Here is a 304-nt window from a genome sequence, read left to right as displayed (position 1 = left end):
CCCGCGACCAGCCGGGTGCGTCGCCGGCGGGCCCCGCCCGCCCGCACCACGGCATCCACCGGGGCGGGACGGGGCGCCAGCCTTTCGGCCTCTCGGCGCAGAGCCTCGCTCAACTCCCGCTCCGGGAGCTCTCGTTCGTGGTTCATGCGGGTCCGCTCGCTGTGAGTCGGGGTACTTCGGCGCGCAGCTTGGCCAGTGCGCGGGCGGTCTGGCTGCGGACGGTACCCACACTGGTGCCCAGCAGGTCGGCCACCTCGCTCTCGCTCCGGTCCTCCAGGTAGCGCAGGACGACGGTGGCGGGGGG

General features: G+C 75.0%; 1 protein-coding gene. It reads right to left on the bottom strand.

The window, feature by feature from the left end; all coding sequences use genetic code 11:
* Window positions 1-142: 142 nt before the first annotated feature.
* A partial coding sequence (locus ACYVE9_RS22495) for a sigma factor-like helix-turn-helix DNA-binding protein (protein WP_461029712.1) occupies window positions 143-304 on the bottom strand: 162 nt, incomplete at its 5' end.

Source organism: Streptomyces sparsus (genome assembly GCF_054776295.1).
The sequence above is the reverse complement of the archived record's forward strand: the minus strand, read 5'-3'. Positions and strand labels throughout refer to the sequence as shown.